This window comes from Actinomadura darangshiensis (assembly GCF_004349235.1).
In the GTDB taxonomy this organism is placed as follows: Bacteria; Actinomycetota; Actinomycetes; order Streptosporangiales; family Streptosporangiaceae; genus Spirillospora; species Spirillospora darangshiensis.
The window spans coordinates 1-3,727 of sequence record NZ_SMKY01000502.1 but is presented as its reverse complement, the minus strand read 5'-3'; the positions used below and the strand labels follow the sequence as shown (position 1 = coordinate 3,727).

The 3,727-nt window shown below is 71.1% G+C and carries 5 protein-coding genes; 2 read left to right on the top strand and 3 right to left on the bottom strand.

The window, feature by feature from the left end; genetic code table 11:
- Positions 1 to 272 (bottom strand): iron chelate uptake ABC transporter family permease subunit (locus E1293_RS45465; protein ID WP_165978705.1); only part of this gene is annotated, 272 nt, incomplete at its 3' end.
- A 403-nt stretch (positions 273 to 675) separates the two neighbouring features.
- Positions 676 to 1,593, bottom strand: a complete 918-nt coding sequence (locus E1293_RS45460) for an ABC transporter substrate-binding protein (RefSeq protein ID WP_132206130.1) — start codon at positions 1,591 to 1,593, stop codon at positions 676 to 678.
- A gap of 277 nt (positions 1,594 to 1,870) precedes the next feature.
- Between E1293_RS45460 and E1293_RS45455 the strand changes: the two genes are divergently transcribed.
- On the top strand, positions 1,871 to 2,482 hold the full coding sequence (locus tag E1293_RS45455; protein WP_243717527.1) for a TetR/AcrR family transcriptional regulator: 612 nt from the start codon (positions 1,871 to 1,873) through the stop codon (positions 2,480 to 2,482).
- A complete protein-coding gene (locus tag E1293_RS45450) occupies positions 2,479 to 2,856 on the top strand; it encodes a VOC family protein (protein WP_132206128.1) in 378 nt (125 codons plus the stop codon). Before E1293_RS45455 ends, E1293_RS45450 begins: the two co-directional genes overlap by 4 nt.
- Here the strand turns inward: E1293_RS45450 and E1293_RS45445 are convergent.
- Positions 2,843 to 3,727, bottom strand: an 885-nt coding sequence (locus E1293_RS45445) for an LLM class F420-dependent oxidoreductase (protein WP_279473366.1), incomplete at its 5' end; no start/stop codon positions are given. The two genes, E1293_RS45450 and E1293_RS45445, sit on opposite strands and share 14 nt — an antisense overlap.

Below are 3,727 nucleotides of genomic sequence, written 5' to 3'. Positions count from 1 at the left end.
CCCTGGTAGCCGGCGCCCGCGACGGCGAGCATCCCGCCGACCAGCGCCGCCATCAGCGCCCTCGGCACCCGCAGCTGGAACAGCACGTTCTCGTCGATGACGCCGAACCCGCTGTCGACGTGCACGAACGGAATCCTGTCGGCCAGCGCCTTGAGGACGCCGGACACGGGCAACCCGGCCGACCCGACCAGCACCCCGGCGAGCAGCGTGACCACCAGCAGCGCGAGCGCCACCACGAACGGCACCACCCGCAACCGCGCCCGCGAACGCACCGCTCCCCGCCCCTTCGGCGACCACCTGTGGCGGGGGGCGGCGTCTTCGGGACTTGAGGGGACGCCAGTGGGCTGACTGGGGGAGCCCCCGGAACCACTAGAGGCCTCCGGCGAGACCCCGGCCGTGTCGTTCAGGGCGTCCGGGGAGGTCCCGGGGGCCGTGTCGCTCGGGGCGGCCCCGGCCGTGTCGCTCGGGGAGGCTCCGGCTGTGTCGTTCGGGGAGGCTCCGGCTGTGTCGTTCGGGGAGGCTCCGGCTGTGTCGTTCGAGACGTCCGGGGACGGCGCGACCGTGTGGGCCGGGGTGTCCGGGGACGTCCCGGCGGCCGTGTCGTTCGGGGCGGCCGGGACGTCTTCCGGGCGGGCCCGGCGCTCGCTCACGGGCGGGCGTCCTCGGAGGCAGTGGTCACTGAACCTTCTGAACCGCGTCGCCGATCACCTTGACGAACTCGGGCAGGCGGGGGCCCCAGCGGGAGGCGATGTCGTCGTCGAGTTCGACCACGCCGTTGCTCTTGACGGCGTCCAGGTCGGACCAGCCGGGGCGCTTGGCGAGGGCGCCGGCGTTCTGCCCGCAGCACTTGGTGTCGGCCAGGAAGATCAGGTCGGGGTCCTGCTTGAGCAGGTACTCACGGGACAGCTGCGGGTACCCGCCGGACGCCTTGTCCGCCTTGTCGGCGATGTTCTGGAGGCCGAACAGCCCGTACACCTGGCCGACGAAGGTCGTGGACGTCACCGAGTGCAGCTGGTTGTCCAGTTCGTGGTAGTAGGTGAGGCCCTTGGCCTTGGACGACGCGGCCACCGTCTTCTGGATCTCTGCCCGCATTCCGCCGGTGACCTTCGTCGCCTCGGCGGTGTGGCCGGTCGCCTGCCCGAGGTCCATGATCTCGTCGTAGGCCTCGTCCAGCTTCGTCGCCGCCGGTTCCAGCAGGACGGGGACCTTCACCTTCTCCAGCGCCTTGACGATGCCGGACAGGTCGTCGGACAGGACGACGAGGTCCGGCTTGTAGGCGATGACCGCCTCGGCGTTCGGCTTGAAGCCGGACAGCTTCGTGCGCGGCGCGTTGGACGGGTGATTGGAGTAGTCGTCCACCGCGACCACCTGCGACCCGGCGCCGATCGCGAACAGCGTCTCGGTGTGCGTGGGGGACAGGGACACGATCCGCTTGGGCTTGGCCGGGACGGCCACCGCGCCGTTGGCGGCCTGGACGGTGACGGTCTTGCCGTCCTCGCCTTCGCCGGCCTTGCCGTCGTCGCCGCCGCAAGCGGCGGCCAGCGTGATGACGCCGATCGCGATCACCGCGCCGAGGGTGCGTACGGGTCTCACAGAAGCCTCCTGGCTGCCGGGAAGCCGCGGCCCGCAAGGGGACGGATCGCCCTTCCACGAGGTCGAAGATCGTCGGCGCGCGAGGAGGCGACCTGGCTCGGCCACTTAGAGAGGGGCACCACAGTTGCGGGACAGCGCCGGTTTCACACCGGACTTCGCTCCAGGCGCGCAGCATCGCAACGGTATCAGCCGCCGAATGATGATCTGTCGCATTGCGCGGAGTGAGTGCTCACTTCGGCCTTGACGGAGTGAGCACTCACTCCGTACCGTGGCGGGCATGGAGGCCGAGAACCGCCGCCGCGCCCCCGGGATGAGCCCGGCGGCACGCCGCGAAATGATCATCCGGACGGCGCTGCCGCTGGTGGCCGAGCACGGCATGGCCGTCACCACCAGCCAGATCGCCCGTGCCGCCGGCATCGGAGAGGCGACGATCTTCCGCGTGTTCTCCGACAAGGACGAACTGCTGGACGCGTGCGTCGTCGAGGCACTGCGGCCCGAGCACGTCCTGGCCGAGATCGAGGCGATCCCCCTCGACCAGCCGCTGGCCGGGCGGCTCGCCGAGGCCAGCGCCGCGATCGACGCCTACCTCGCCCGCATGGGCATGGTCATCGGCGCCCTGCACGCCACCGGCCGCACCGGCCGTGGCGGCGCGCACCCCGACCCGGGCCGTGACACCGCCATGACCCGCACCCGCGACGCCCTGGCCGACCTGTTCGAACCCGAAGGGGACCGGCTCCGCCTGCCCGCCGAGCAGCTCGCGACCATCTTCATGGGGCTGGCGTTCGGCCGCTCCCGTCCGCCCGCCGGCCCCGACGCGCCGGCCATGTCCGTCGAGGACTACCTGGACGTCTTCCTGCACGGCGCGCTCAAGGAAGGAACCCCAGCATGACGATCACCCTCAACCACACCATCGTGACCGCCGCCGACAACGACGAGGCCGCCCGCTTCTTCGGCGCGGTCATGGGCCTCGATTACACCGGCGTGCACCCGAACGCGCGGCACTTCGTCCCGATCCGGGTGAACGACGCCCTCACCGTCGACTTCATGTCCGTCGCGTACCCGCAGGGCCACCACCTGGCCTTCGACGTGGACGCCGCCACGTTCGACGCGATCGTGGACCGCCTCGACGCCCGCGAGATCCCCTACGGCGACGAGCCGGGGCATCCCGACAACGGCCGCGTCGACCAGAACCACCCGCTCGGCAGCCGAGGGCTCTACTTCTCCGACTCCAGCGGCAACCTCTACGAGCTCATCTCCCCGTGACCGACTTGAGGAACGCCCGGGTGCGCCGGTCATCCGGTACGAACTCCGCGGCGACGAAATCGGTCACCCCCGCCTTGGACAGTTCCTCCAGCCTCGCCGCGACCGCATCCTCATCGCCGACGATGGCCAAATCCTGCGGACCCTCCACGCCTTCGCGGTCCATCATGGCGCGGTAGGACGGCAGCAACCCATACATATCGTACGTCTTCGCGGCCTGTTCCCGCGCGCGCTCGGCATCACCGGTCACGCATACGGGCAGCATGCACACCACTCGCGGCACGTCCCGTCCCGCCTCCTGGGCGGCCGCGGTGATGGTGGGCACGATGTGCTCCCGGACGGTCGCGGGCCCCGTCATCCACAGCACCGTCCCGTCGGCCCGCTCCGCCGCCAGCCTCAGCATCTTCGGGCCGAGCGCCGCGAGCAGCAGCGGCACACGCCCCTCGTTCGCGACGCTCAACCCGATGTTGCCCCGCACCGTCTCGCCCGTGAACGCCGCGCTCTCCCCGGCCAGCAGCGGCGCCAGCACCGACAGGTACTCGGCCATGTGCCGGACGGGCCTGCCGTAGTCGTAGCCGTACATGTCCTCGATGACGATCTTGTGCGACAGCCCGATGCCGAGCGTCAGCCGCCCTTCCAATGCCAGCGAGGTCGTCCTGGCCTGCTGCGCCAGGGCCGCCGGGTGCCGCGGATACGTCGGCACCACCGCCGTCCCGAGCTCGATCCCGGGCGCCTGACTCCCGGCCACCGCCAGCGCGGTCAGTACGTCCACCCCGAAGACCTGCCACATCCAAGCCGAGGCGAACCCGTCATCCACCGCCCGCCGCACATCATCCGCCAACGCGCCAAGCGCCCCGGCCCCGCCACGCTCACC

Bases quoted from the DNA above. Each gene is read 5' to 3' on its own strand.
- E1293_RS45455 (WP_243717527.1), top strand. From the start codon at position 1,871: ATGGAGGCCGAGAACCGCCGCCGCGCCCCCGGGATGAGCCCGGCGGCA.
- E1293_RS45450 (WP_132206128.1), top strand. From the start codon at position 2,479: ATGACGATCACCCTCAACCACACCATCGTGACCGCCGCCGACAACGAC.